This is a genomic window from Streptomyces rubellus (genome assembly GCF_036323805.1).
Taxonomy (GTDB): domain Bacteria; phylum Actinomycetota; class Actinomycetes; order Streptomycetales; family Streptomycetaceae; genus Streptomyces.
In genome coordinates, this window is the sequence record NZ_JAZDCX010000031.1 from 15,445 (window position 1) to 41,071 (window position 25,627).

A 25,627-nucleotide genomic window follows, 5' to 3' on the forward strand; every position below is an offset into this window, starting at 1 on the left:
CCGCGCTGTCCGTGACCCTGTGCCGCGATCCGGCGCGCTTCGCCGCCCTGGGCCCGCGGTGGGCCGACCTGCACCGCCGCTGCCGCGCCGCGACGCCCTTCCAGACCCACCCCTGGCTGCACTCGTGGTGGCTGTCCTACGGTCTGCCCGGGCGGCTGCGCCTGGTGCTGGTGCACCGGGCCGGACAACTGGTCGGCGCCGCGCCGCTGATGCTGGCCTTCCGGCCGTTCCCCGTCCTGGTCCCGCTGGGCACGGGCATCTCCGACCACTGCGACGTGCTGCTGGACGACTCCTGTGCCGACGCCGCGGCCGCCGCGCTCGCCGCGGGGCTGCGCCGGGCGGCCCGTACCGCCGTGGTGGACCTGCGGGAGGTGCGCCCCGGGGGCTGCGCCGAGCGGCTGTACCGGCACTGGTCCGGCCCCCGGCGCGAACTGGCGGACTCGGCGTGCCTGGAACTCCCCGGCCTCCCCCTGGACGGGCTGCTCGCCCGGCTGCCCCGCACCAGTGCCCGCCGGCTGCGCCGCAAGGTCCGCCGGCTCGACCGCGCGGGCGTCGAGCACCGGGCGGTGCCCGCCGGGGAGGTGCCCGCCGCGGTCGCCGTCCTGCTGAGGCTGCACGTCCTGCAGTGGCGGGGCCGCGGGATCACCCCAGAGCACCTCAGAGCGCGCTTCGCGGGGCATCTGGTCCGGGCCCTGACCGCGATGGTGCGCGACGGCACCGCCCGGGTCACCGAGTACCGGCTGGACGGCAGGGTGGTGGCCGTCGACGCCGTCCTGCTCTCGGAGGACTTCCTGGGCGGCTACCTCCACGGCGCCCACCCCGGGCTGCGCGCCCGGGTCGACGTCTCCGCCATGCTGCTGCGGCACGACGCGGAGTACGCCGCCGCGACCGGCCGCGGAGTGATCGGCCTGCTGCGCGGCACCGAACCGTACAAGCTCCACTGGCGGCCCGAGACCGTCACCAACCGGCGGCTGCTGCTGGCCCGCCCCGTCATGGCCCCGGCCCTGCGGCTCCACGCCGCCCGGTGGGCCGCCCGCGTCCGGCTGGCCGGAGCGGTACGCGGCCGGGGCCCCGTGCCGGGCGTCTGGTGGTCCCGGCTGAACCGCTGGCGCGCGATCCTGGCCGGGGTGCGGTGAGGGCGGTACGCGCCGCCCCGGCGGATGCCCTCGTCAGGCGGCCGGGCGGGCCGCGGCGGCGAGCGGTGCGCGCCCCGGCCGGCCCGTCACCGGCCCCCCTCCCGCGAGGAGAGGGTCACACACAGCCGCCGTCCGCCGAACCAGGCACCCAGCCAGTCCTCCAGGTCCAGGCAGTACTCCGGCCGGCCGGGCCGGGGCGGCCCGCCCGGCCCCGGCCGCAGCGCCGACCGGAACACCGCGGAGGACCTCGGATGCTCCGCGCAGCGCCACACCCCGTGGGGGCAGTAGTCGCTGATGGTGTGGTACAGCGGCTTCTGCTCCTCGATCCACTCCAGCATGCGGCGCACGTACTGGGGGTTGTCGCCCCGGCGGAACAGCCCCCACTCGGGGTAGGAGACCGGCTTTCCGCGCGCGGCGGCGAACTCCACCTGGTGCCGCAGACCGTAGGGCTGGTTCACCTGGTCGTCGAAGGTCTCGCCGGGCGGCTGGTCGTAGGAGTCCATCCCGATGATGTCCACCACGTCGTCCCCCGGGTAGCACTCCGTCCAGCCGATGGCGTCCCTGCCGCGGCTGGGGGCGAAGTCGAAACGGAACTCCTGCCCGGGCACCGACCGCATGGCGGTGACGATGCGCCGCCAGTACGCCTTCCACGCCTTCGGGTCCGGCGCGCAGCGGTGGGTGTAGGTGGTGCCGTTCATCTCCCAGCCCAGCACGATCACCGTGTCGGGCACCCCCAGCGATACCAGCCGCCCGGCCAGGGTGCGGAAGTGGTGGTCGAACTCGCCCCCGGCCCCCCGGGCGAGCAGCCGGCGCACCTCGTGGTCGGGCACGTTCTCCTCGTTGCGCTCCTGCATCGGCACGTTGAGCACGAACAGCCGGTCGGCCTCGGCCCGCCGCCACTGTGCCCAGGGCCGCAGGAAGCCGGGCCTGCCCTCGATGTTCACCCAGCGGTCGCCCGGCAGGTAGGTGTGCCCCACGCGCAGGCGCGTGCCGCCGAGCCACTTCTGCAGTCCGGCGATCCGCCGGACCCCCGCGGAGTCCGAGCCGAGGAAGGCGCCCACGGCGGTGCCGGACGACGCCCGCGGCGGGCGGGGCCGCGGGCCGTCCTCCCGCAGCACGTCGGTCGCCAGGGCGCCGCCCGCGACGAGTGCTCCGGCGACGGCGGCCCCGACGCAGGCGGTCGTCAGCCTCCGGCGCCGCCCGGGTGCCGCCGGCCTGCGGTGCCGTCCGGCCCCGCGCGGTCCGCCGTGTCGTTGGCGCATGGTGTCTCCTTGCCGCTTCACCGGAACCCTTCTCGCGCCCTCCCCGCCCCCGCGCGAATTCCCCCCGGAATTCAGACACTAATCGGAGGATCTGCGAAATCGGCCGCCCGACTGCTTTCTGATAACCCGTTCGCTGTTTTCGTCGCCCGCTCGGACCAGCGGGCCGGAGGAAATCCGGGGCGCCACCGGCGCCCCACCGGAAAACCGTCCGGAAACCACCAGGGAGAACCGAGGAATTCCCGTGCCCATGCCGCCACCGCTCGACACCGACGTACCCGTACTGCTGCTGAGACTGGACCAGAACCCCTTCCACCACGGCACCTTGGGGGCCATCAGGTCCCTGGGCCGTGCCGGTGTCGAGGTGCACGCCGTCGTGGAGTCCCCGTACGGCCCCATCAGCCGATCCCGCCATCTGCGCCAGGGGCACCGGCTGCCGGTGGACGGCGGGGACGGCGGCCGCCTCCCGTCCGGCACCGACGGCGTGATGTCGGACGGCCGGCTCGAACAGACGCTCCGCACGATCTCCGGTCGCATCGGCAGGCCGTCCGTCCTGATCCCGATGGACGATCTGGGTGCCATCGCCGCCGCCCGGCTCGCCGGGCGGCTCGCCGGGCGCTTCCTGCTGCCCGCCCAGCCGCCCGGACTGCCGCGGCGGGTGGCCGACAAGGCGGAACTCGCCGGACTGTGCCGGAAGTTGGGAGTGCCGCACCCGCCGACCGTGGTGCCGCGCAGCTCCGACGAGGCGGCCGCCGCCGCGGTGGAGCTGGGACTGCCCCTGGTGGCCAAGTGGAGCCGCCCCTGGCTGCTGCCCGGCGGCAGCGGGCTGCGCAGCACCACCGTGGTCACGACGGCCGACCAGGCCCGCGCCCTGTACGCGCGTACCGCACAGGCGGGCTGTCCGCTGCTGCTGCAGCGGCGGGTGCCCGGCGGCCGGGGCACCGACTGGTTCTTCCACGGCTGCTTCACCGCCGACGGGAGTTGCCCGGCCGGCGGCACCGGGCGCAAGGAGCGGGCCTGGCCGGTGGACGCGGGTCTGACGGCCGTCGGCCGGTGGCTGCCGAACCCCGAGGTGGAGCAGGCCGCCCACCGGCTGGCCCGGCACCTGGGCTACCGGGGCATCCTCGACCTGGACTTCCGGTTCGACACCGGCACCGGCACCTACCAGCTGCTCGACTTCAATCCGCGCCCGGGCGCCCAGTTCCGGCTGTTCGCCGACCGGTCCGGGCTGGACGTCGTACGGGCCCTGCACCTGGATCTCACCGGACGGGCCGTCACCCCGGCCGGTCCCGTGCCGGGCCGGACGTTCGTGGTGGAGAACTACGCTCTGCTGTCCTCGCTGTCCTCGCCGCCGGGGCCGCCCGCCGCCCGGCGCGCCCGTACGCGTCCGGACCGGGACGTCCGCCGGGACATGGAGACCGCCTGGTTCGCCCCCGACGACCCGGCGCCCTTCCTGGCCATGACCGCCGCCTGGCTCGGACAGGGCGGCTGGAAGGCGCTGCGGCGCACCCGGTGGCACGTCCTGCACCCACCCCGGCAGCGCCGGGCCGTGCCGGCGGCGGAACCGGCCCGGCCGGAGCCCTCCTGACGCCGCCGTCGCCCGCGGCCCCGGCGCCCCCGAACGACACCCTCCCGCACGACAAGAGAGCAGGAACGATCATGTACGACCTGGTAGTGGTGGGCGCGGGCCCCTACGGACTGTCGATCGCGGCCCACGCGGCGGCGGCCGGAATCACCGTGCGCACGTTCGGCAGGCCGATGGCCTCCTGGCGCGACCACATGCCCGAGGGGATGTTCCTGAAGTCGGAACCCTGGTCCTCCAACCTGTCCGACCCGGCCGGGGCGCACACCCTGGCCGCCTACTGCGCCCGGCGGGGGCTGCGCGCCGAGCACGGCAGACCGCTGCCGCTCGACGTCTTCACCGACTACGGGCTGTGGTTCGGCGAGCGGGCCGTACCGCGGGTCGACGAGGAGCGGATCGTCTGTGTGCGGCGCGGACCGGACGGCTTCCTGGTGGAGACGGCGGAGGGCGTCGCGCACGGGGCGCGGACCGTCGCCCTGGCGGTCGGGGTGATGCCGTTCGTCCACGTCCCCGGGGCGCTGCGCGCACTGCCCCGTGAACTGGCCACGCACAGCAGCCACCACCGCGACCTGTCCGTCTTCCGGGGCCGGGACGTCACGGTGCTCGGTGCCGGGCAGGCGGCCCTGGAGACCGCCGCGCTGCTGGCCGAGTGCGGTGCCCATCCCCGGGTGGTGGCCCGCGCCGAGCGCGTCAACTGGAACACCCCGCCGCAGCCCCTGCGGCGCGGCCCGCTGCGCTCGCTGCGCGAGCCGCACAGCGGGCTGGGCACCGGCTGGTCCAGCTGGGTGTGGGCCGAGCTGCCCTGGGCGGTGCGCCGGCTGCCCGGCGGGCTGCGGGCGCGGATCGCCGACACGGCCCTGGGCCCGGCCGGGGCCTGGTGGCTGCGCGACCGCGTCGAGAGCAGGATCCCGGTACTGCTCGGACACCGGCTGCGGGCGGCGGTGGAGACCGGCGGGACGGTGCGGCTGACCCTGGAGAGCAGCCGGGGGACGGTCACCGCCCTGGAGACCGATCACGTGGTGGCCGCCACCGGCTTCCGGCCGGACGTCGGGCGGCTGGAACTGCTGGACCCGGCCGTCCGCGGCGTGCTGCGGACGGCCGGCACGAGCCGGGCGCCGGAGGTGGGCGGCTGCTTCGAGTCCTCCCTGCCGGGGCTGTTCTTCGCCGGGCTGCTCACGGCGCCGTCCTTCGGCCCCGCCATGCGGTTCGTCCACGGAGCCGGTTTCACGGCGGAGCGGCTGGTGCGCGGGGTGCGGCGCCGGCTGGCCGCGCAGCCGCCCGCCACCCGGCGTCCCGTGCCCGGCACCCGCAGCCGCCGCTCCCGCGCCGCCGCCCCGCTGGGCTGACGGCCGCGGGGGACTCCGGGTCCGTCCGCCGTCCGGCGCCGTACGGCGGACGGACCCGGGCCGGTCCCGGCTGAGCGGCGGGAGGCCGGCGCGCCCGGTGCGCGGAACTGTTAGTGCCGTCGCGCATCTTGACGCCCTGTGCCGCGCACTCCACGATGCATGGGAGCGCTCCCACCCCCCACGTCGGAGTGCTGTCCCGGCATGTTGTCGCACTGTTCCCTGCCCGTTTCCCCACGCCGGAAGGACCGAACTGTGACATCCCATCCGTCCCGTCAGCCCCACGCGTCGGGCCCGCCACGCCGCGGCAGGCGCCGCGCGCCGGTCGTGCTGGCCGTCGCCGGACTGCTGGCCGGCGCCTTAGCAGCGCCCGTCCTCGCGGCCGAGTCGGCGGACGGCCCCGAGCTGATCACCAACGGCGACTTCGCCGCCGGCACCACCGGATGGTGGTCCACGGAGAACAGCCCCGCACGCGTCGTCGACGGGCGGCTGTGCGCCGAGGTCCCCGCCGGCACCCAGAACCCGTGGGACGCCATCGTCGGTCAGAACGACCTCCCCCTCACCCTCGGCGAGGGCTACGAGCTGTCCTACACCGCGAGCGCCACCTCACCGGTCACCATCCGCACCAACGTGCAGATGGCCGTCGAACCGTGGGCCACGGAGCTCGCCGCGCCGGACCGGATCACCGAGGAGGCCCAGACCTTCACCCACGTCTTCACCGCCAAGGCCGACCACGAGGCCGCCCAGCTGGCCTTCCAGATCGGCGGCAGCGACGAGGCGTACACCTTCTGCGTGGACGACGTCTCGCTGCGCGGCGGCGCCGAGCCGCCCAGGTACGAGCCCGACACCGGCTCACCGGTACGGGTCAACCAGGTCGGCTACCTCACCGAGGGCCCCAAGAGCGGCACCTTCGTGACGGAGAAGACCGAGCCGCTGACCTGGACCCTGAAGGACGCCGACGGCAGCGAGCAGGCGTCCGGGACCACCGAGCCCCAGGGCACCGACCCGACCTCGTTCCAGAACGTCCACACCTTCGACTTCAGTGACTTCACCGAGGCCGGCGAGGGCTACACGATCAGCGTCGACGGCGAGACCAGCGAGCCGTTCGACATCGGCGACGACCTGTACTCCTCGCTGCGCTCGGACGCGCTCGCGTACTTCTACCACAACCGCAGCGGCATCGAGATCGAGGCCGACCTCGTCGGCGAGGAGTACGCCCGCCCGGCCGGCCACGTGGGCGTGGAGCCCAACCAGGGCGACCTGGAGGTGCCCTGCCAGGAGGGCGTGTGCGACTACACCCTCGACGTCTCCGGCGGCTGGTACGACGCCGGTGACCACGGCAAGTACGTCGTCAACGGCGGCATCTCCGTCGCCCAGGTGATGTCCAACTTCGAGCGGACCCTCACCACCGAGAACACCGGCGGCGACAAGCTCGGCGACGGGAAGCTGCGGGTGCCCGAGCGCGGCAACGGCGTCCCGGACATCCTGGACGAGGCCCGCTGGCAGCTGGACTTCCTGATGAAGATGATGGTGCCCGAGGGCGAGGAGCTCGCCGGCATGGCGCACCACAAGATCCACGACCGGGAGTGGACGGGCCTGCCGCTGCTCCCGCACGAGGACCCGCAGCCCCGCGAGCTGCACCCGCCGTCCACCGCCGCCACCCTGAACGTGGCCGCCTCCGCCGCGCAGTGCGCCCGCCTGTTCGAGGAGTACGACGCGGACTTCGCCGCCCGCTGCCTGGACGCCGCCGAGACCGCCTGGGCCGCCGCCAAGGCGCACCCGGACATGCTCGCCGACCCCAACGACGGCACCGGTGGCGGCGCGTACAGCGACAACGAGGTCAGCGACGAGTTCTACTGGGCGGCCGCCGAACTGTTCGTCACCACCGGCAAGGACGCCTACCGCCAGGAGGTCCTGAACTCCGAGCTGCACGGCGACACCGGGGCCGTCTTCCCGCGCGGCGGCATGTCCTGGGGCGCGACCGCCGGTCTGGGCGCCCTGAGTCTGGCCACCGTGCCCAACGACCTCACCGACGCCCAGCTCCGGCAGGTGCGCGAGATGGTCACCGAGGCCGCCGACGGCTACGCCGCCGACTCCCGCGGCGCCGCCTACGGCGTGCCCTACGCCCCGGAGAACAACCACTACGTGTGGGGCTCCAACAGCCAGGTGCTCAACAACATGGTCGTCCTGGCCACCGCGCACGACCTGACCGGTGAGACCGCCTACCGCGACGCGGTGCTGCGCGGCCTGGACTACCTGCTGGGCCGCAACCCGCTCAACCAGTCGTACGTCACCGGCTACGGCGAGCGGGACTCCCGCAACCAGCACCACCGGTTCTGGGCCAACCAGCTCGACCCCGACCTGCCCAACCCGGCACCCGGCTCGGTCGCGGGCGGTCCGAACGTCGAGATCCAGGACCCGGTCGCCCAGGAGAAGCTCCAGGGCTGCGCCCCGGCGATGTGCTACATCGACGACATCGAGTCCTGGGCCACCAACGAGATCACCATCAACTGGAACGCCCCGCTGGCCTGGATCGCCTCCTACGCGGACGACCTCGGCCAGGGCGGCGACCAGGGCGAGAACCCCGGTGAGGAGCCGGGCGAGACGGCCTCCTGCGAGGTCGAGTACGCCTCGAACCGCTGGAGCGGCGGCTTCAGCAGCACGGTGACCGTGCGGAACACCGGGGCCGCCACGCTCAGCGGCTGGGAGCTGGCCTGGGCCTTCCCCGACGACCAGAAGATCACCCAGGCATGGAGCGCCGAGGTGACCCAGACGGGTCGTGACGTCGTGGCCAAGCCCGCGCAGTGGAACACCAGCATCCCGATGGGCACGACCGTGAGCTTCGGCTTCAACGGCACGGCCGGCGGCCAGGCGGCCGACCCGGCGTCCTTCTCCCTGAACGGGCAGAAGTGCACGGTGAAGTGAGGTGACCTGACACACCGCACCACACCGCCGGAACCGCTCCGGACCGCCTGACAGGAGGGCCGGGACACCCCGCGAGGGGCGTCCCGGCCCTCCGCCGCGCCCGGGCGCGGTCATCCCGCGGCGGCCGGCCGGGTGCCGACGACGACGGTGGCCTCCAGTTCCCCGCAGCCGGTCACCTCGGGGACCAGCCCGCCGCGGGCGACGGCCGCCGCCGTCCGGGCCGCCTGGTGCCCGCCCGTCTCGACCAGCAGCCGTCCGCCCGGTGCCAGCCACCGCCGGGCGGCGGCGATCACCCTCCGCTGCACGGCCAGCCCGTCCGTACCGCCGTCGAGTGCCGTACGGGGCTCGTGCACCCGGGCCTCCGGGGGCAGCAGCCCGAGTTCCCCGGTGGGCACGTAGGGGGTGTTGGCGACCAGCACCCCGACCCGGCCGCGCAGCGCGTCCGGCAGCGGGGCGTACAGGTCCCCCTCGTACACCCGGCCGCCGAAGGCGGCGACGTTGCGGCGGGCGCACCGCACCGCGGCCGGATCGATGTCGGCGGCGTGCAGTTCGACGGGCACCCCGTCCCGTTCCAGGACGGCGGCCAGCGCGGCGCCCAGCGCGCCGGAGCCGCAGCACAGGTCGACCACGACGGTGCGGGCCGGGCCGGGGGCCCCGCCGCGGTCGCGGCGGGCCAGGGCGGCGGCGGTACGGACGAGGAACTCGGTGCGGCGCCGGGGCACGAACACCCCCGGGTCCACGGTGATCCGCAGCCCGCAGAACTCCGCCCAGCCCAGCACCTGCTCCAGCGGCAGGCCGGCGACCCGCCGCTCCACCATGGCGGCCAGCTCGTCCGGAGTGCGGGCCGCGGCGATCAGCAGCCGCGCCTCGTCCTCGGCGAAGACACAGCCCCCGGCCCGGAGCCGGCCGGCGACGGCGGACGGAGACAGCGTGGAGGGTGGGGAGGAGGGGCGGGAGGAGGGAGAGGACGACACGGTGGCCTTTCGGGATGCCGAAGGGCGCTCTCCGGGCCGCCTACGCCGAGGGGGCCGCGGGGGTGGGAGACGGGAGCGCCCGGTTGGACCTGGCGTTGATGGGTCTCACCTCCCGGCGCGTCCACTGCGGTTGACGCGATCACCCTAGCCGAAGGGGGGCGGGGGCGTCACCGCGCGGAGCACCGGGCCGCCGGCGGCTGCCCCGGACTTCCGCACGGCCGCACCCGCGCGGGCGGCGGGACCGCCGCTAAGGGTGCGCGGCACCGTCCCCGGCCAGCCGTGCCACGGTGTCGGCCAGCCCCCGCCAGGCCGTCTCGGTGTCGGCCGTCCGGGTGTGGGGCGAGCGGAAGCAGTCCAGGAAGGCGGTCAGGTCGTCGAGGGCCCAGCGCAGACGGTAGAGCGCCAGGGCCGACGGATCGGGGGCGCGGCCGGTGGCCTCCGCGTACCGCTCGAGGCCGTCCGGCCCGTCGGCGACCAGCCACAGGTCCCGTTCGGGCACCGCCAGCCCCACGGTGTCCCAGTCGACCAGCAGCGGCCGGCCGTCCGGTCGCCACAGCAGGTTGCCCGGATGCGGCTCGCCGTGCGTGACCACGGGCTCCGGGGCCTTCCGCAGCAGCTCGCCGGCCCGCCGGTCGAACTCCGCCAGCCGCCGGCGCAGGGCGCGGGAGCGGTCCGCGACCAGGGCCCGGGCGGGCTCGGAGAACGGGCCGCCCCGCCAGGGGGAGCCGAGTCCGTCGAGCGCCTCCGCCAGCCTGGTGCGGCCCGGCAGCTCCGGCCGGTGGACGGGGGCCCGGGCCGGGGGAGCGGCCCGGTGCAGCGCGGCGAGCGTCTCCACCACCCGGTCGCGCCGCCCGGGGGCCAGCGGCCGGCCGAAACGGCCGGGGCGGCCGTCGGCGTACGGGAAGACACTGACGGCGTACCGCTCCCCGAGCCCGCGCACCGTCTCGCCCCCGGCACTCCGCAGGGGCGCCACCACGAACTCCAGCCCCGCCCGGGCCCGCAGCTCCGACGCGGTGTCCATCGCGCGGCGCAGCCCGCGGAAGGCCGCCTCCCGGCCCCGGCCGCACCACTCCTTCCCGGCCGGATCGGCGACGGTGACGAACCACCGCCGCCCGTCGGCGCCGGCCGCGGTCCAGTGGTGGTCGCCGAAGCCGACCGGCGCGTACGCTGCCGACACGGCGTCGATGCCCCAGGCGCGCAGGGCGCGCCGCACGGCGGACTCGTCGATGTCCTCGGGCGGTACCTCCATACGGCCGAACCTATCCGGTCCGGCCGGTTCCCCCACCCGGAGACCGGGCCCGCCGCGCGGCGGGTCGGCGGAAGCGGTCCGGGGTAACGATGCAGGGCACCCCGCCGCCCGGGGAACCGTCCGGGCGGCGGGCCGAAGACCACAGGAGAGGCGGCACAGACGTGTCACAGAAGGTGCGGGCGGTCATCGCCCGGGGCAGGAACCAGCCGGTCACCGTGGAGACGATCTCCGTGCCGGATCCCGGCCCGGGGGAGGCGGTGGTGAAGGTGCAGGCGTGCGGGGTGTGCCACACCGACCTGCACTACCGCGAGGGCGGGATCTCGGACGACTTCCCGTTCCTGCTGGGGCACGAGGCGGCGGGCGTGGTGGAGGCGGTCGGCGAGGGCGTGGACGAGGTGGCGCCCGGCGACTTCGTGATCCTCAACTGGCGCGCCGTGTGCGGGCAGTGCCGCGCCTGCCGCCGGGGGAGGCCGTGGTACTGCTTCGACACCCACAACGCCACGCGGAAGATGACCCTGGAGGACGGTGGCACCGAGCTGACCGCCGCGCTGGGCATCGGGGCGTTCGCGGAGAAGACCCTGGTCCACGCCGGGCAGTGCACCAAGGTCGACCCGTCCGTCTCCCCGGCGGTGGCCGGGCTGCTGGGCTGCGGGGTGATGGCCGGACTGGGCGCCGCCCTCAACACCGGAGGCGTGACCCGGGGCGACTCGGTGGCCGTGATCGGCTGCGGCGGGGTCGGCGGAGCCGCGGTGATGGGCGCGAACCTGGCCGGCGCGTCACGGATCGTCGCGGTCGACATCGACGACCGCAAACTGGAGACGGCGCTGGGGCTGGGCGCCACCCACACCGTCGACTCCCGCGCCACCGATCCGGTCGAGGCGATCCGCGAGCTGACCGGCGGCTTCGGCGCCGATGTCGTCATCGACGCGGTGGGCCGCCCGGAGATCTACCGGCAGGCCTTCTACGCCCGCGACCTCGCCGGGACCGTGGTCCTGGTGGGGGTGCCCACCCCCGAGATGAGGCTGGAGCTGCCGCTGCTGGACGTCTTCGGCCGGGGCGGCGCGCTGAAGTCCTCCTGGTACGGTGACTGCCTGCCCTCCCGGGACTTCCCCATGCTGGTCGACCTCCACCTCCAGGGCCGCCTGGACCTGGACGCGTTCGTCACCGAGACCATCGGGCTCGACCAGGTCGAGGAGGCCTTCGGCAAGATGCACCACGGCGACGTCCTGCGCTCGGTGGTGGTCCTGTGACCGCCCGCGTGGACCACCTGGTCACCTCCGGCACCTTCTCCCTGGACGGCGGCACCTGGGAGGTGGACAACAACGTCTGGATCGTCGGCGACGAGAACGAGGCGGTCGTCATCGACGCCGCCCACGACGCCGACGCCATCGCCGCGGCGCTCGCCGGCCGCACCCTGCGCGCGATCGTGTGCACCCACGCCCACGACGACCACATCGACGCCGCACCCGCCCTGGCCGCGGCCACCGGCGCGCCCGTGCTGCTCCACCCCGACGACCTGCCGCTGTGGGAGCTGACCCACCCGGACCGCGCACCCGACGGGGAACTGTCCGACGGGCAGACGATCACCGTGGCCGGCACCGAGCTGACCGTGCTGCACACTCCCGGCCACGCCCCCGGCGCGGTCTGCCTCCACGCCCCCGCCCTGGGCACGGTCTTCACCGGCGACACCCTCTTCTCCGGCGGCCCGGGCGCCACCGGGCGGTCCTTCTCCCACTTCCCGACGATCGTCGAGTCCATCCGCACCCGGCTGCTGACCCTCCCGCCGGAGACCGTGGTGCGCACCGGCCACGGCGACTCCACCACCATCGGCGACGAGGCCCCCCACCTCCAGGAGTGGATCGACCGCGGCCACTGAGCCGGCCCGTCCGCACCGGCCCGTCCGCCGGGCGGCGGACGGGCCGGGTGGTTGGCGCGCCTCCGGCGGGGAACCCGGCGCGCGGACGCGCCCGGGCGGCACCGGCAGGAGGAGTTCATGCCCGACTACGGACACGACCTGCGGTTCGGATCGTTCCTCACCCCGCGGAACCGGCGGCCGGCGGAGGTGGTCGAACTCGCCCTGCTGAGCGAGCGCGCCGGACTGGACCTGGTCACCTTCCAGGACCACCCCTACCAGCCGGGCCATCTGGACACCTGGACGCTGCTGAGCTGGGTGGCCGCCCGGACCGGGCGCGTACGGCTGTCCGGCAACGTGCTGAACCTCCCGCTGCGCCCGCCGGCGGTGCTGGCCCGCTCGGTGGCGAGCCTGGACCTGCTCTCCGGCGGGCGGGTCGAACTGGCCCTGGGGGCGGGGGCCTTCTGGGACGCCATCGAGGCGATGGGCGGGCGGCGGCTGACCCCCGGGGAGAGCGTCGCGGCGCTGGGCGAGGCCATCGAGGTGATCCGGGGGATCTGGGACGCCGGGGAGCGCCGCCCGCTGCGGGTGGCCGGCGACCACTACCGGGTCGTCGGGGCCAAACGCGGTCCGGCGCCGGCGCACGAGGTGCCGATCTGGCTCGGGGCGTACAAGCCGCGGATGCTGCGGCTGGTCGGTGAGCGGGCCGACGGCTGGCTGCCCAGCCTCGGCTACCTCCGCCCGGCGGACCTCGCCCGGGGCAACGGGATCATCGACGAGGCGGCCGTCGCGGCCGGCCGGGACCCGCGCCGGATCCGCCGGCTGCTCAACCTCGTGGCCGCGGGCCCCGAGGGGCCGCTGCGGGGACCGGTCGCCGGATGGGCCGAGCAGTTGCTGCCCCTGGCCCTGGAGGACGGGGTCAGCACGTTCGTCCTCGGCTCCGACGACCCGGCGCAGCTCGAGGCCTTCGCCCGGGAGACCGCCCCGGCGCTGCGGGAGGCCGTCGCGGCCGGACGCGGTACGGCCGGGGCCGGACCGTAGGGCGGACCCCGGACCCCGGACCCCGGACCCCGGCGGTCAGCGGCGGACGACGCGGGCCACCAGGTCCAGCCAGCCGTCCTCCAGGCGTTCCAGCGCCATGCCGCGCTGCCGGGTGAGGTGGTTGAGGAGTGTCACGTCCAGATAGGCCGCGAGGGTGTGGGCGAGCAGCTCGGTGTCGCCGCCCGCCCCGGCTTCCCGCAGCAGCATGGCGAGATGGGCGCGGCGTACGCGGTGGGGCGGGGAGTCGTGGCGTCTGGACGCCTCCTGCTCGGCGGCCAGCAGCAGATCCCGGTGGGCCGCCAGGTGCCGGAGGGTGGTGGTCCCGAACGCCTCCAGGCGCCGTACGGGGGGCGCGCCGGGCCCCAGTGGCGGGGGGCCGAAGAGGAAGGACTCCTGGTAGCGGCGCTCGGAGTGGTCGATGAGGGCCATGAGCAGGCCGGCGCGGTCGCCGAAGCGCCGGAAGACGGTGCCCTTGCCGACCGACGCGGCGGCGGCGACGGCCTCCATCGTCAGCTGCTCGGGACCGCACTCGGCCACCAGCCGGGCGGCGGCCTCCAGCAGGCGCGTCCGGTTGCGGGCCGCGTCCGCCCGCTCGGGCGGGCGCGGGCCGACCAGCGGCAGCAACGGCCGTTCCGGGTGGACGCCGCCCGTGTCGTCGGTGGGTGTGGCTGAGGTCACGGACATCAGCCTACCGGGACGGGAAGAAAGCGGACTGCAGTCCGGTTATCGTGTGGCAGTAAACGGACCATGGTCCGTTTGCTTTCCCGATCCGAGTTGACCCGACCTGTGGAGAGACCATGACCGTTCGCATCCTCGGCCTTGTCGGCAGCCTTCGCGCCGGTTCGCACAACCGCCAGCTCGCCGAGGCGGCGGTGAAGCTCACCCCCGAGGGCGTCGACCTCGTCCTCTACGATGGCCTGGCCGGCGTCCCCTTCTACAACGAGGACATCGACGCCGAGGGCTCGGTGCCCGCGGCTGCCGCCCGGCTGCGCGAGGCGGCCGGGGAGGCCGACGCGTTCCTGCTGTTCTCGCCCGAGTACAACGGCACCATCCCGGCCGTGCTGAAGAACGCGATCGACTGGCTCTCCCGCCCCTTCGGCGCCGGCGCGCTCTCCGGCAGGCCGGTGGCCGTCATCGGCACCGCCTTCGGCCGGTACGGCGGCGTGTGGGCGCAGGACGAGGCACGCAAGGCCGCGGGCATCGCGGGCGGCACCGTCCTGGAGGACGTCAGGCTGTCCATTCCCGACTCGGTCGGCCGCTTCGCCGAACTCCACCCGGCCGACGACGCCGAGGTCACCGGGCAGCTCACCGGAGTCCTCACCGGTCTCTCGGCCGCCGTGGTGCCCGCGGCGGCCTGACCCGGCCGGTGCGCGGCCCGTCGCGGTACGGCCCGGCCGTACCGCGACGGGCCGGGGCGGCCGGGACCGGGCGGGGACCGCTCACCAGGACAGAAAGACGTGGATCTCCTTGCCGTCCGGCCGGGGAAGGACCTCGATCCGGTGGGCGAGGCGCTGGACGATGGACCAGCCGAAACCGCCGGTGCCGCCGTTCAGGTCGGAGGGGCGGGGCCGGGGCGGCTCGGGGCTGCCGTCGCGGACGGTGATCTGGACGCCGTCGGGGGCGGGCGCCAGACACAGGGTGAGCGGACCGGGGGCGTGCCGTACGGCATTGGTGACCAGCTCGGAGACCACCAGCAGCACATCGTCGCGGGAACGCTCCCGGTCGGGGGGCGTGTCCTCCGAGAGGGTGGTGAGGAAGCTGTCGGCGGCGTCCCGGGCCTGGGCGATGGTGCCGCTTTGGCCGTCGAAGTCGGCGCGCAGGTGGGGCGCGCCCAGGCCTTCCGTCAGCACTTCCATCGCCGGTTCCCCAAACGCAGCGGTATCTGTGTCTCGTCTGCCCGCTGGCGCGCACAACATACGCCGCTCCCCAGCGCCGCGCGCCGCTGTCCGCCCCGCTGTGGCGGCCGGCCGCAGCAGGCACAGTAACCGGGTGGTGTGCGCGGGCGCGCGGGTGGGCCGGTCAGCGGATGATGCTGAAGTGCCCGGTCAGTCCCACCAGGTCCAGCAGCCGGGCGGGCTGGTCCCGTACCCCGGTCAGGATCAGCCGGGCGCCCTGGGCCCGGCAGCGGCGCTCCAGGAAGAGCAGCGCGTGCAGTCCGGCGGAGTCCATGAAGGGGACCTGCGACAGGTCCACGGCCAGACTCCGGCACGGCTGCTCCAGTTTCTCCAGGGCTCCCGTCAGGGTGGGGGCGTTGTCCTGGTCGACATCGCCGTGCGGGCGCAGGACGACGGTTCCTTGGTTGTGGCTGACGGCGACAGACAGGGTGCGCATGGCCGTTCGACCCCCTTCCGGGGTTGATCAGCCCGTGTCGACCGGTGCGTCCGTGTGCTGCCGGGCCCCGGTCGTGGTGGGCGAGCGAGCAGCCCCGGCCAGACGGCGGGACGGCTTCCCCCCACCGTCACACACCCCGCTGTGTCGCGCCACCATCCCTGCCCCAAATTACGGACGGCGCGTACGCCCGGTGGGGTAGGTACGGCCATTCCGGCCCGCCCGCCGGACGCCGCCCCGGTCCGGTACCCGGTGCCCGCCGGCCGGCGGGCACACTGGGCGGTGCGGCACCGTCCGGCACGGTGACCCGCCGCGCCGGGACGCCGCACCGGACGGAGGAAGCCCCCAGTGACCAGTGAACGGACCGGCCGGCAGGCCGGCCAGAAGGAACGCATGCTCGCCGGAGAGCTCTATCTCGCCGACAACCCCGAGCTGGCCGCCGACCTGCGGCGCGCGGCCGAACTGAGCGAGCGGTTCAACACCTGGCCGGCCGCCGACCCCGCCGGTCGCCGGGCGGCGCTCGCCGAGCTGCTGGGCGGACTGGGGGAGGGCGCCGAGGTACGGCCGCCGCTGTACGTCGACTACGGGTGCCAGATCACCCTGGGGCCCGGCACGTTCGTCAACTTCGGCGCGGTCATGCTCGACGTCGCCGCCATCACCGTCGGCGCCGACGTCCAGGTCGGCCCGAACGTCCAGCTCCTGACCCCGACCCACCCGGTCGACCCCGAGCCGCGCCGCGCCAAGTGGGAGGCGGCCAGGCCCATCACCATCGGGGACAACGTGTGGCTCGGGGGCGGTGTCATCGTCTGCCCCGGTGTGACGATCGGGGAGAACACCGTCGTCGGCGCGGGCGCCGTCGTCACCGGGGACCTGCCCGCGAACGTGGTCGCGGTCGGCAACCCGGCCCGGGTCGTCCGCGAGACCTGACTCCCGGCCGCGCGGGCGGAACCGCCCCCCGCGGGACCCTACGGCAGCGGCGGGCCGGGCTGCCCGCCGCGGCGGCTCGCGGCCCAGTTCCGCAGCTCGCTCGCGGCCACCGCCTCCACCTCCTCCAGCAGCCGGCGGCGGACCTCCTCGTCCCGGTCGGCCCCGGGGACGAGCCGGTAGCGCCGGATCGCCGTCCGCAGTCTCGACCAGGCCTCCGCGGCCAGCACATAGCGCTCCGCGTGGTTGAAGACCTGCCGGAAGCCGCCGATGAAGACCGCCGCCCCGGCCAGACAGGCGGTGACGGCGGCGGGGGCGCGCAGCCCCGCGGCCACCACGGTGGCGGCTCCGGTGAGCAGGGCGGTCAGCTCGACGGCCCAGTGCCAGCGGCGGGAGCGGTCACGGATGCGCGCGTACCAGGCCAGTTCCGCCAGGGCGTGTTCCAGCAGCGGGTCGCCGCCGTCCGCTCCGGGCTCCGGCGGTGTCGCTCTCCGTGTCAGCACAGGGCCATGGTGCCCGATGCCGGACGGCGCCGGGCGACCGGTCAGCCGTCGCTCCCGCCACCGCCGGTGCCGCGGAGACGGGCCAGTGCCTCCTCGGTGCCGGCGTCGACCACCAGGATCTGGTCGAGCCCGGTCATGCGCAGCAGCCGGGCCAGCCGGTCGGACACGGCGGTCAGGGTCAGGGACCCGCCGGCCGCCCGTGCCCGGTGCCAGAGGCCGACCAGGGTGCTCAGCCCGGAGGAGTCACAGAAGGAGACCCCTGACATGTCCAGGATCAGATGGTGGTGCCCCTCCGTGATCACTTCGCCGACACCGGTCCGCAGGACGGGGGAGGAGTGGTAGTCGATCTCACCGGTGACGGCCACCACGGTGGCGGTGTCGCCGACGTGCTCAACGGCCAACTGCGGTTCGTCGCTCACTGGTGGTGCTCCTGGAGGGTGGACGGGGCCGGGCCGGCGTCCGTCCCCCGGATCCGCCGGAGGACGCGGCCTGCCGCGGCCGGCGGGGCTCCGCCGCCTCGCGTGCCGGCGCCCGGGTGAGTGCCGACACCCCGCAGCGTAGACGGCTGCCCGGACAATCCGGGCGGAAACGCTGTCCGGGCGGCCGGCGCCGGAGTCGGCTCGCGGGGGAGCGGCGGGCCGGGTTGTTCGTGCGTCTCGTCTTGTCATGAACCCGCGATGCTCATAGAGTCCGCCGCGCAGTCCATGGGAGCGCTCCCATAATCCCCTGCCCCGCTCCTTCCGAAGGGAAGTCATGGAAGCCGTGAAACTCTCCGCATCATCCCTCTCCCGTCCCCCCTCCCGGACGCACGCCGCCCTCCTCGCCCTGCTGCTGGTCGCCGGGGTCTTAACGGCGCTGGCGGGCACCGCCACGTCCGCCCGGGCCGACGAACAGATCTGCGACAGGTACGGGACCACCACCGTCCAGGGCCGGTACGTGGTGCAGAACAACCGCTGGGGCACCGCCGCCACCCAGTGCATCAACGTGACCGACAGCGGGTTCCGGATCACCCAGGCCGACGGCTCCGTCCCGACCAACGGGGCCCCGAAGTCGTACCCGTCGATCTACGTCGGCTGCCACTACGCCAACTGCTCCCCGGGCACCAACCTGCCGGCGCGGGTCGACTCGATCAGCAGCGCGCCCACCGGCATCTCCTACAACTACGTCAGCAACGCGGTCTACAACGCCTCGTACGACATCTGGCTGGACCCGGAGCCGAGGACGAACGGGGTCAACCGGACCGAGATCATGATCTGGCTGAACCGGGTGGGCCCGATCCAGCCCATCGGCTCGCAGACCGGTACCGCGAATGTCGGCGGCCGCACCTGGGAGGTGTGGACCGGCAGCAACGGGGCCAACAACGTCATCTCCTTCGTCGCCCCCTCGGCGATCGCGAGCCTGAACTTCGACGTGATGGACTTCGTCGACGAGACGGTCAACCGCGGCATGGCCCAGCGCTCCTGGTACCTGACCAGCATCCAGGCCGGCTTCGAGCCCTGGGAGGGCGGCGCCGGGCTGGGCGTGAACTCCTTCTCCGCCGCCGTCAACACCGGCGGCGGGAGCGGCGGCGGCAACCCGCAGCCGGGCGGGCAGCCCGGGAGCTGCGAGGTGACCTACGGCACCAACTCCTGGCCGGGCGGCTTCACCGCCGACGCCACCGTGCGGAACACCGGCTCCGCACCGATCGACGGCTGGGAGCTGAGCTTCGCCCTGCCCGACGGTCAGTCAGTCACCAACTCCTGGAACGCCTCGGTCACCACCGGCGGAAACACGGTGACGGCCCGGGGCACCGGCCCCGAGGCGGTCATCGCACCGGGTGCCACGCGGTCGTTCGGCTTCCAGGGGACCTACTCGGGCGGCACGTTCGGCGAACCCGCCCGCTTCACCCTGAACGGCACCGTCTGCACCCTGAAGTGACCCGGACCGGGGTGTGACCCGGAGCGACTCCGGGACGGGACATCACCGGGCGGCCCCGCCGTGCGCGGGGCCGCCCGCGTCCCGGCGGCGGCCCCGGCGAGGTGGGGGGACCGCGCCGCGGTACACGGCCGCGCCGGAGAACCCGTCGGCATGCCGGGCGGCGGCGGGGGCATCAGGGCCCTATGCGTCTGGCGGTAGTGGATGTGGGATCCAACACGGTACGGCTCGCGGTGGCCGACGGCGACGGCGACGTGCCGTTGCCGGTGCACACCGCCAAGCGGCGGCTGCGGCTCGCCGAGCACGTCGGGCCCGACCGGCGGCTCGGCGAACGGGCGGTGAAGGAACTGGTGACGGCGATCGCCTCGGTGAAGGAGGAGGCCGGCCGCTGGGGAGTGCGCGACCCCTTCGCCTTCGGCACCGCGGTCATCCGGGACGCGCCCAACCGCCACCAGGTGCTGGAGACCGTGCACCGCGAGACCGGGCTGCCCCTGTACGTCATGTCGGGGGTGACGGAAGGGGAGCTGACCTTCCTGGCGGCCCGGCAGTGGATGGGCTGGCGGGCCGGCCCGATGGTGCTGCTGGACATCGGCGGGGGATCGCTGGAGGTCGCCTTCGGCCGCAGCCGGACCCCGGACTACGTGGCCTCGCTGCCGCTGGGCGCGGGCCGTATGACGCGTGAGTACCTCACCGAGTCCGACCCCCCGCCGGCCCGCGCGGTCCGGGAGCTGCGCCGCCGGGTGCGCCACGAGCTGCGGGACGTGGCGGTCCGGCTCCGCTGGGAGAGCCCCCGTACGGCCGTCGCGACCTCCCGTACGTTCCAGCAGCTGGCCCGGCTGTGCGGGGCCGCCCCGGGGAAGAAGGGGCCCTTCGTCACCCGCCGTCTCACCCGCGCCGACCTCGGAGCGGCCGTGGAGCGGCTCGCGTCCCTGCCCGCTGCGGCCCGCGCCGACCTGCCCGGCATCTCCCCGGCCCGCGCCCGGCAGTCCCTGGCCGGGGCCGTGGTCGCGCACACCGCCATGCGCTGTCTGGAGATCGAGTCCGTCACCCTCTCCCCCTGGGCGCTGCGCGAGGGGGTGATGCTCAGGCAGCTGCGGGAGCAGGTGCCGCTGTGGCGCGGCACGGTGGGTACGGGTGCTGCGGGTACGGCGGGTGCGGTGATCGGGCCGTACCGGGCGGCGGACGCCGGGAGCGGGCCGTGCCCCCCGCCCCGTGCCCGGGAGGGGGCCCGCAGGACGGAGGCGGACGGCGCCGGCCGGCCCCCCGCCGCGGTGCCGGAGCCCCGCCACACCTCCTGAACCCGGGCCCTTCCGGGACGGGATCCCGTGACCCCGTGCCCCGCAACCCCCGTACCGCCTCGCCGCCCCGGGCACCCGGGCCGGCGCCGGCAGCTCCGGCGGCAGCGTCCCGGCACGCCGCTCCGGCCGCAGACGGCCTCGGTTCTCCGGTTCGGCCGACAGGCCCGCCGACGGTGAGCACGGCCGGTACGGGTCGGGCGCCCGGGGACGGCGTCCAGGCCGGCCACGGCGCCGGCCGGAACACCGGCCGGCGCGGTCCCGGTCATCCGGGGGTCACCCGCACGGGGACGGAGCAGAATCACACGCCCAGCCGCGGACCGGCGTCACCGACCACGTCCGGCGCCGGGCCGTGCGGCCCGTCAGGGTGCCGGGAACCGCGGGGAGCGGCCGCGGCGGGGGAGGGAAACCGGCCCGTTCCGCCGTACGGCACGGGCCGACCGGTGGAGGGCTCGATGGATCGATCCCGCGGCCCTCCGATAGCGTCGGGGTATGAGCCATCCGCACCCTGAGCTGAAGTCTCCGCCCGCCCTGCCCAAGGGAGGCCTGCGCGTCACCCCGTTGGGCGGCCTGGGGGAGATCGGCCGCAACATGACCGTTTTCGAGTACGGCGGCAAGCTGCTGATCGTCGACTGCGGCGTGCTGTTCCCCGAGGAGACCCAGCCCGGCGTGGACGTGATCCTGCCGGACTTCACCTCCATCCGGGACCGTCTGGAGGACGTGGTGGCCGTGGTGCTGACCCATGGCCACGAGGACCACATCGGGGGTGTGCCGTACCTGCTGCGCGAGCGGGCGGACATCCCCGTCGTCGGGTCCAGGCTGACGCTGGCGTTCCTGGAGGCCAAGCTCAAGGAACACGGCATCAAGCCGCGCACCGTACGAGTGCGCGAGGGCGACCGGCGCGGGCTGGGGCCGTTCGACTGCGAGTTCGTCGCGGTCAACCACTCCATCCCGGACGGGCTCGCCGTCGCGATCCGCACCGGCGCCGGGCTCGTGCTGCACACCGGCGACTTCAAGATGGACCAGTTCCCGCTGGACGGCCGCATCACCGACCTGCGGGCCTTCGCCCGCCTCGGTGAGGAGGGCGTCGACCTGTTCCTCACCGACTCCACCAACGCGGAGGTGCCCGGCTTCACCACCGCCGAGAAGGATCTGAACCCCGCGATCGAGCAGGTCATGCGCACCGCGCCCCGGCGGGTCATCGTCTCCAGTTTCGCCAGCCACGTGCACCGTATCCAGCAGGTGCTGGACGCCGCCCACCAGCACGGCCGCAAGGTCGCCTTCGTGGGCCGCTCGATGGTCCGGAACATGGGCATCGCCCGCGAGCTGGGCTATCTGAAGGTGCCGTCCGGCCTGGTGGTCGGCATGAAGGAGATGGAGAAACTGCCCGACGACCAGGTCGCGCTGGTGTGCACCGGATCGCAGGGCGAGCCGATGGCGGCGCTGTCCCGGATGGCCAACCGGGACCACATGATCCGCATCGGCAAGGGGGACACGGTCCTGATGGCCAGCTCCCTCATCCCCGGCAACGAGAGCGCCATCTACCGGGTGATCAACGGGCTGACCAGGTGGGGCGCGAACGTCGTCCACAAGGGCAACGCCAAGGTGCACGTCTCCGGCCACGCCAGCGCCGGCGAGCTCGTCTACTGCTACAACATCGTCAGGCCGCGCAACGTCATGCCGGTGCACGGCGAGTGGAAGCACCTCAAGGCCAACGCCGACCTCGCCGTCCGCACCGGGGTCGATCCCGGCCGGGTGGTCATCGCCGAGGACGGTGTCGTGGTCGACCTCGTCGACGGACGCGCCGCCATCACCGGCAAGGTGCCCGCGGGCAACGTCTACGTCGACGGCATGGAGGTCGGCGGCGCCACCGAGGCGTCCCTGAAGGACCGGCGCACCCTCGCTGCCGAGGGCGTGGTGACGGTCGTGGCCATCGTCGACGCCGACACCGGGGCGCTGGCCGAGCCCCCGGACTTCCTGGCCCGCGGCTTCGTCCACGACGAGGCGACCTTCGAGCCGGTCATCCCGGTGATCGAGAAGACCCTGGCCGCCGCGGCCGAGGAGGGGGTCGGGGACGCGCACCAGCTCGAACAGCTCATCACCCGCGCCGTGGCCTCCTGGGCCTTCCGGACCTACCGCCGCAAGCCGCTGATCATCCCCGTCATCATCGATGCCTGACCGGTTCCGGCGAGCGGAGCACCGTCCCGCCGACAGTGGAGGGGCGGCCGCATGAGCCCGCGCTTCGAGGAGATCGACTGGCGCCCCACGCCGATGGGCGACATCAGCCTGCGGCGGCGCCGGGACCCGGTGACCGGCCAGGACGTGCACGAGGTGAAGCTCGGTGACGAGTTCCTCATGTCCAGCCTCTTCACGGCCGGCGAGATCGCGCTCGCCCGGCTCGGCCTGGCGGCCCTGCCGGACGCCGGCACCGGCGCCGAACTGGACGTCGTGGTGGGCGGCCTCGGTCTCGGCTACACCGCGGGGGCGGCGCTGGACGACCCGCGGGTGCGCTCGCTGATCGTCATCGACGCCCTTCCCGACGTCATCCGGTGGCACGAGGAGAAGCTGGTGCCACTGGGGGCCCGGCTGACGGCGGACCGGCGCTGCCGACTGGTCCAGGGCGACTTCTTCGCGCTGGCCGGTGACCCCCGCGGGCTGGACCCCGCACGGCCGGACCGCCGTTTCCACGCGATCCTGCTGGACATCGACCACTCGCCGCGCCATGTGCTGCACCCGCGGCACGCGGCGCTCTACCGGAGCGGGGGAATGCGCGCCCTGGCCGGGCAGCTGCACCCCGGCGGTGTCTTCGCCCTGTGGTCCAACGATCCGCCGGACGAGGAGTTCACCGCCGTCCTGGCGGAGGTCTTCGCCGCGGCGGAGGCCCATGTCGTCGACTTCGACAATCCCTTCCAGGACGGGACGGCGGCCAACACCGTCTATGTCGCCAGGAAGGGGCCCGGGACGTGAGACGGCGGCCGTGCGGCGGGCCCGCCGCACGGCCGGTGCCGGTCGCCGGGGTGGACGAGCGATCACACTCTGACACCACGGAAGGCGCTGCTGGCGAACATCCGGCACCGAGGAGCGGGGAGTTGTCCATCACCAGGCATTTCCCCGTCAGGTCGGGCGGCGTTCGGATCAGACCGTTACGTTTCGGTAGGGTGTTCCCGGGCGGGGGCACCCGCGGTCCCGGACGCGTCCCCGCCCTTTCGGGCGATGTACCGTCGGCGCGGGCACCGTCCCGAGCCGGGCCCGCCCGGGCCGGGAGCGCCCCGGTCCTCCGGTGGCCGGGGCGGGGACGCGGGGGCCGTGGATGAGAGGCTGATGCGTATCGGCGAGGTCTTCGGGGGTAGGCGAAGCCGCCCCCGCACGCGATCCGTCCCCGCGGGAAGACCGGCGCCGGTACGCCGGACACGGGCCCCGGGCCCCGCCCAGAGGAGACCCGGGCGCTGCGGGAGAGGCCGGAGCGGTCACCGGACGACGGGGACCGACGGAGAGGCACACGAGGAACTGGTGAGACGGTTGCGCAGGTACTGGGTCGAGGCGGACGCACGGTGCGGGATCCCGTGCCGGGAGCCGACGCGGGCGAAGGGCGCCGCTGCGGTGGCCGGTGCCGAGGGGGTGCGGTGAGCGGGGCCGGCGGGCAGGCGGCTGGTGGTGCGGCCGGTGAGGCGGTGCGGCGGCGGACGTTCGCGGTGATCAGTCATCCGGACGCGGGGAAGTCGACGCTGACCGAGGCGTTGGCGCTGCATGCGCGGGCGATCACTTCGGCGGGTGCGGTGCACGGCAAGGCCGGGCGGCGGGGGGTGTCCTCGGACTGGATGGAGATGGAGCGGGCCCGGGGGATCTCGGTGACCTCGGCGGTGCTGCAGTTCGCCTACCGCGACCATGTGCTGAACCTGCTGGACACGCCGGGGCACGCGGATTTCTCCGAGGACACCTACCGGGTGCTGGCGGCGGTGGACTGTGCGGTGATGCTCATCGACGCGGCCAAGGGGCTGGAGGAGCAGACCCGCAAGCTGTTCGACGTGTGCCGGCACCGCGGCGTTCCGGTGATCACGTTCGTCAACAAGTGGGACCGGCCCGGCCGGGAGGCGCTGGAGCTGCTGGACGAGATCGAGTCCGAGTTCGGCCTCCAGCCCGCGCCGGTGACGTGGCCGGTGGGGGAGGCCGGCCGTCTGCGGGGGCTGGTCGATGTGCGCGAGCCGGGCCGGATGCTGCGCTACACCCGCGCCCCGGGCGGGGCGCGGGCGGCGGTGGAGGAGGCGGTTGCGGCCGGGCGGGCGGCGGTGGAGGAGGGTGCCGACTGGGAGCGGGCGGCCGAGGAGCTGGAGTTGCTGCGGGCCGATGGCGCCGAGCACGAGCGGTCCGCGTTCTTGGCGGGGAGGTCCACGCCGGTGTTCTTCGGTGCGGCGGTGTCCAACATCGGGGTGCGGCTGCTGCTGGACGCGCTGGTGGACCTGGCGCCGGCGCCCGGTGCGCGGGAGCTGGCCGGTGGCGGGCAACGCCCGGTGGACGCGCCGTTCTCGGGGCTGGTGTTCAAGGTGCAGGCCAACATGGACCGCTCCCACCGGGACCGGATCGCGTTCGTGCGGGTGTGTTCGGGGGTCTTCGAGCGCGGCATGACGGTCACCCATGCCGCCTCGGGGCGGCCGTTCGCCACCAAGTACGCGCACAGTGTCTTCGGCCAGGACCGCTCCTCGGTGGATGTGGCCTATCCCGGTGATGTGGTGGGGCTGGTCAACGCCGCCGCGCTGCGGGTGGGCGACACCCTGTACGCCGGGCAGCCGGCGGTCTTCCCGCCGATGCCGACCTTCGCGCCGGAGCACTTCGCCGTCGCGCGCCCGGCCGATATCGCCCGTTCCAAGCAGTTCCGGCGCGGGATCGCGCAGTTGGACGAGGAGGGGGTGGTGCAGGTGCTGGTCTCCGACCGGCGTGGGGAGCAGGCGCCGGTGCTGGCGGCGGTCGGGCCGATGCAGTTCGAGGTGGTGGCCCACCGGATGGCGCACGAGTTCTCCTCGCCGGTGCGGCTGGAGCCGCTGGACTACCATCTGGCCCGGGCCACCGACGCGGCCGGTGCCGACAAGCTGGACCGCACCCGGCTGGTGAAGGGGGAGTCCTTCGTCCGGTTGCGGGACAAGGCGCATCTGGCGCTGTTCCCCAACCGGTGGCAGGCCGACTCCTTCGCGCGGGAGTTCCCCGGCACCCGCCTGGAGACCCTCATCGCCGCCCACGAATGACCCCGGGCGGACACCGGGAAGCCGACGGGCCGTCCCCGCCCGCCGGGCACCGGCTGCCCGGCACC

Annotated in this window: 22 protein-coding genes; 14 read left to right on the forward strand and 8 right to left on the reverse strand. The window is 74.7% G+C overall.

Going from position 1 to position 25,627, the window contains the following annotated elements; genetic code table 11:
• Positions 1-5 precede the first annotated feature (5 nt).
• Positions 6-1,136, forward strand: a complete 1,131-nt coding sequence (locus V1L54_RS26720; RefSeq protein ID WP_443076805.1) for a GNAT family N-acetyltransferase — start codon at positions 6-8, stop codon at positions 1,134-1,136.
• 86 nt (positions 1,137-1,222) lie between these two features.
• Here the strand turns inward: V1L54_RS26720 and V1L54_RS26725 are convergent, their stop codons facing one another.
• Entirely contained in the window at positions 1,223-2,398 is a 1,176-nt protein-coding gene (locus V1L54_RS26725; RefSeq protein WP_330120712.1) for a glycoside hydrolase family 26 protein, read from the reverse strand.
• 247 nt (positions 2,399-2,645) lie between these two features.
• Here V1L54_RS26725 and V1L54_RS26730 point away from each other — a divergent pair, with 247 nt between their 5' ends.
• From V1L54_RS26730 to V1L54_RS26740, 3 genes are all read left to right on the forward strand, one after another.
• Positions 2,646-3,983: a carboxylate--amine ligase gene (locus V1L54_RS26730; protein ID WP_330120753.1), complete on the forward strand. Its 1,338-nt coding sequence runs from the start codon at positions 2,646-2,648 to the stop codon at positions 3,981-3,983.
• A gap of 71 nt (positions 3,984-4,054) precedes the next feature.
• Complete coding sequence (locus V1L54_RS26735; protein ID WP_330120713.1) at positions 4,055-5,323, forward strand: NAD(P)-binding domain-containing protein; 1,269 nt, start codon at positions 4,055-4,057, stop codon at positions 5,321-5,323.
• Between the two features lie 252 nt (positions 5,324-5,575).
• The gene (locus tag V1L54_RS26740; RefSeq protein ID WP_443076803.1) at positions 5,576-8,245 is read left to right on the forward strand and encodes a glycoside hydrolase family 9 protein; all 2,670 of its coding nucleotides are present in this window, start codon (positions 5,576-5,578) and stop codon (positions 8,243-8,245) included.
• 110 nt (positions 8,246-8,355) lie between these two features.
• On the opposite strand, the gene V1L54_RS26745 is transcribed toward V1L54_RS26740, so the two are convergent.
• The gene (locus V1L54_RS26745; RefSeq protein WP_330120714.1) at positions 8,356-9,219 is read right to left on the reverse strand and encodes a putative protein N(5)-glutamine methyltransferase; all 864 of its coding nucleotides are present in this window, start codon (positions 9,217-9,219) and stop codon (positions 8,356-8,358) included.
• Positions 9,220-9,466: 247 nt separating this feature from the next.
• Positions 9,467-10,468, reverse strand: coding sequence for a phosphotransferase enzyme family protein (locus V1L54_RS26750; RefSeq protein WP_330120715.1), 1,002 nt, complete (start codon positions 10,466-10,468; stop codon positions 9,467-9,469).
• Positions 10,469-10,629: 161 nt separating this feature from the next.
• Between V1L54_RS26750 and V1L54_RS26755 the strand changes: the two genes are divergently transcribed.
• The 3 genes from V1L54_RS26755 (at position 10,630) to V1L54_RS26765 (ending at position 13,361) form a co-directional block, all read left to right on the forward strand.
• Positions 10,630-11,718 carry an S-(hydroxymethyl)mycothiol dehydrogenase gene (locus tag V1L54_RS26755; protein ID WP_330120716.1) on the forward strand — a complete coding sequence of 363 codons (1,089 nt, stop codon included), beginning with the start codon at positions 10,630-10,632 and terminating at the stop codon, positions 11,716-11,718.
• Positions 11,715-12,344, forward strand: coding sequence for an MBL fold metallo-hydrolase (locus tag V1L54_RS26760; RefSeq protein WP_330120717.1), 630 nt, complete (start codon positions 11,715-11,717; stop codon positions 12,342-12,344). Before V1L54_RS26755 ends, V1L54_RS26760 begins: the two co-directional genes overlap by 4 nt.
• A 117-nt stretch (positions 12,345-12,461) precedes the next feature.
• Positions 12,462-13,361, forward strand: a complete 900-nt coding sequence (locus V1L54_RS26765; protein ID WP_330120718.1) for an LLM class flavin-dependent oxidoreductase — start codon at positions 12,462-12,464, stop codon at positions 13,359-13,361.
• A 36-nt stretch (positions 13,362-13,397) separates the two neighbouring features.
• Here the strand turns inward: V1L54_RS26765 and V1L54_RS26770 are convergent, their stop codons facing one another.
• A complete protein-coding gene (locus tag V1L54_RS26770) occupies positions 13,398-14,045 on the reverse strand; it encodes a TetR/AcrR family transcriptional regulator (protein ID WP_443076804.1) in 648 nt (215 codons plus the stop codon).
• A gap of 113 nt (positions 14,046-14,158) precedes the next feature.
• Between V1L54_RS26770 and V1L54_RS26775 the strand changes: the two genes are divergently transcribed.
• Positions 14,159-14,719 (forward strand): NAD(P)H-dependent oxidoreductase, encoded by a 561-nt coding sequence (locus tag V1L54_RS26775; protein ID WP_330120719.1) that lies wholly within the window; start codon positions 14,159-14,161, stop codon positions 14,717-14,719.
• 81 nt (positions 14,720-14,800) lie between these two features.
• On the opposite strand, the gene V1L54_RS26780 is transcribed toward V1L54_RS26775, so the two are convergent.
• Together V1L54_RS26780 and V1L54_RS26785 are read right to left on the reverse strand one after the other, a co-directional pair.
• Positions 14,801-15,217, reverse strand: coding sequence for an ATP-binding protein (locus V1L54_RS26780; protein WP_330120720.1), 417 nt, complete (start codon positions 15,215-15,217; stop codon positions 14,801-14,803).
• Positions 15,218-15,380: 163 nt separating this feature from the next.
• On the reverse strand, positions 15,381-15,692 hold the full coding sequence (locus tag V1L54_RS26785) for an STAS domain-containing protein (RefSeq protein WP_330120721.1): 312 nt from the start codon (positions 15,690-15,692) through the stop codon (positions 15,381-15,383).
• Positions 15,693-16,082: 390 nt separating this feature from the next.
• On the opposite strand from V1L54_RS26785, the gene V1L54_RS26790 reads away from it, so the two are divergent.
• Positions 16,083-16,616 (forward strand): sugar O-acetyltransferase, encoded by a 534-nt coding sequence (locus V1L54_RS26790; RefSeq protein WP_330120756.1) that lies wholly within the window; start codon positions 16,083-16,085, stop codon positions 16,614-16,616.
• Positions 16,617-16,654: 38 nt separating this feature from the next.
• Here the strand turns inward: V1L54_RS26790 and V1L54_RS26795 are convergent, their stop codons facing one another.
• The gene (locus V1L54_RS26795) at positions 16,655-17,116 is read right to left on the reverse strand and encodes an SLATT domain-containing protein (RefSeq protein WP_330120722.1); all 462 of its coding nucleotides are present in this window, start codon (positions 17,114-17,116) and stop codon (positions 16,655-16,657) included.
• 41 nt (positions 17,117-17,157) lie between these two features.
• Positions 17,158-17,535, reverse strand: coding sequence for an STAS domain-containing protein (locus tag V1L54_RS26800; RefSeq protein ID WP_330120723.1), 378 nt, complete (start codon positions 17,533-17,535; stop codon positions 17,158-17,160).
• Between the two features lie 334 nt (positions 17,536-17,869).
• On the opposite strand from V1L54_RS26800, the gene V1L54_RS26805 reads away from it, so the two are divergent.
• The 5 genes from V1L54_RS26805 to V1L54_RS26825 all read left to right on the forward strand — a co-directional run bounded on the left by V1L54_RS26805 (position 17,870) and on the right by V1L54_RS26825 (position 25,562).
• Positions 17,870-19,033, forward strand: coding sequence for a glycoside hydrolase family 12 protein (locus V1L54_RS26805; protein ID WP_330120724.1), 1,164 nt, complete (start codon positions 17,870-17,872; stop codon positions 19,031-19,033).
• Positions 19,034-19,215: 182 nt separating this feature from the next.
• Complete coding sequence (locus V1L54_RS26810) at positions 19,216-20,328, forward strand: Ppx/GppA family phosphatase (RefSeq protein ID WP_330120725.1); 1,113 nt, start codon at positions 19,216-19,218, stop codon at positions 20,326-20,328.
• 489 nt (positions 20,329-20,817) lie between these two features.
• Complete coding sequence (locus V1L54_RS26815; RefSeq protein WP_330120726.1) at positions 20,818-22,503, forward strand: ribonuclease J; 1,686 nt, start codon at positions 20,818-20,820, stop codon at positions 22,501-22,503.
• A 51-nt stretch (positions 22,504-22,554) separates the two neighbouring features.
• Positions 22,555-23,292, forward strand: coding sequence for a spermidine synthase family protein (locus tag V1L54_RS26820; RefSeq protein WP_330120727.1), 738 nt, complete (start codon positions 22,555-22,557; stop codon positions 23,290-23,292).
• Between the two features lie 656 nt (positions 23,293-23,948).
• Positions 23,949-25,562 (forward strand): peptide chain release factor 3, encoded by a 1,614-nt coding sequence (locus V1L54_RS26825; protein WP_330120728.1) that lies wholly within the window; start codon positions 23,949-23,951, stop codon positions 25,560-25,562.
• Positions 25,563-25,627 lie beyond the last annotated feature (65 nt).